The 764-nt window shown below is 61.5% G+C and carries 1 protein-coding gene; it reads right to left on the bottom strand.

Annotation, left to right across the window (positions count from 1 at the left end):
* Positions 1–555, bottom strand: a 555-nt coding sequence (locus Q2941_RS51780; protein WP_458197566.1) for a DUF4372 domain-containing protein, incomplete at its 3' end; no start/stop codon positions are given.
* Between the last annotated feature and the right edge of the window lie 209 nt (positions 556–764).

The raw sequence follows: 764 nt of genomic DNA, 5'->3' as shown, positions 1-764 counted from the left end.
CACATAGGTGGTGGCGGGCTGGATTGGGGTCTGTCGGCCGATCTCGATGTCATTGACGTTCGCGGCCGTCATCTCGACGCAGGTCGGGACATCGCTCCTTGGGTCGTAGACGACATGCAGCTTCATGCCGCGGATGCGGCCGTTCCACGTCGCCCAACTGCAGACCTTGCCGAGCGGGATCGGACTGGCGTCGATCAGACGCACCATCTCCATGCCTTCACTCCGCAGCTGGCGACGCGCCATCGCCGACAGCGCCGCCAAGGTTTGCGCGAAAATGCCGATCGGACGGCGGGCATTGGCATCGGACAACGTCGAGCGCGACAGCTTGCCGGTTCCCAAGTGATAGTGATGCTGCGAATTGGCGTTGAAGCCAGTCACCACCCCGCGCAGACTGCTGTTGCCGCTAAGCTGGGCATAGATCAGCGCCACCAGATGATCCCAGCTCCTGAACGACTTGTCGTAGGCATCCCCGTCCAGACGATCCACAACCGTCTGAAACTGCCGTCGATTGATCGGTTCAAGCAGCCTTCCAAAAATGCTACCGCGATATCGCATGCTCGGCCCTCTGTGTCTCGACAACCAGAAAAGACCGATTTGCCTCGGTCCTGCCGAGCATGCACCGCGACACAGTGAATCATTCCCCGGACACCCCTGCGCGTGCGGGGAGAGGTCGGAACGCATCGTTAGATGCGTTCCGGGTGAGGGGGATTCTCCGCGAACGCAGCCATTACCGCATGTTCGGAGACGGGCCCTCACCCCAACCC

This window comes from Bradyrhizobium sp. UFLA05-153 (assembly GCF_054185185.1).
Note: the sequence above shows the minus strand (reverse complement) of the source record. Positions and strands in the feature narration are given on the sequence as shown.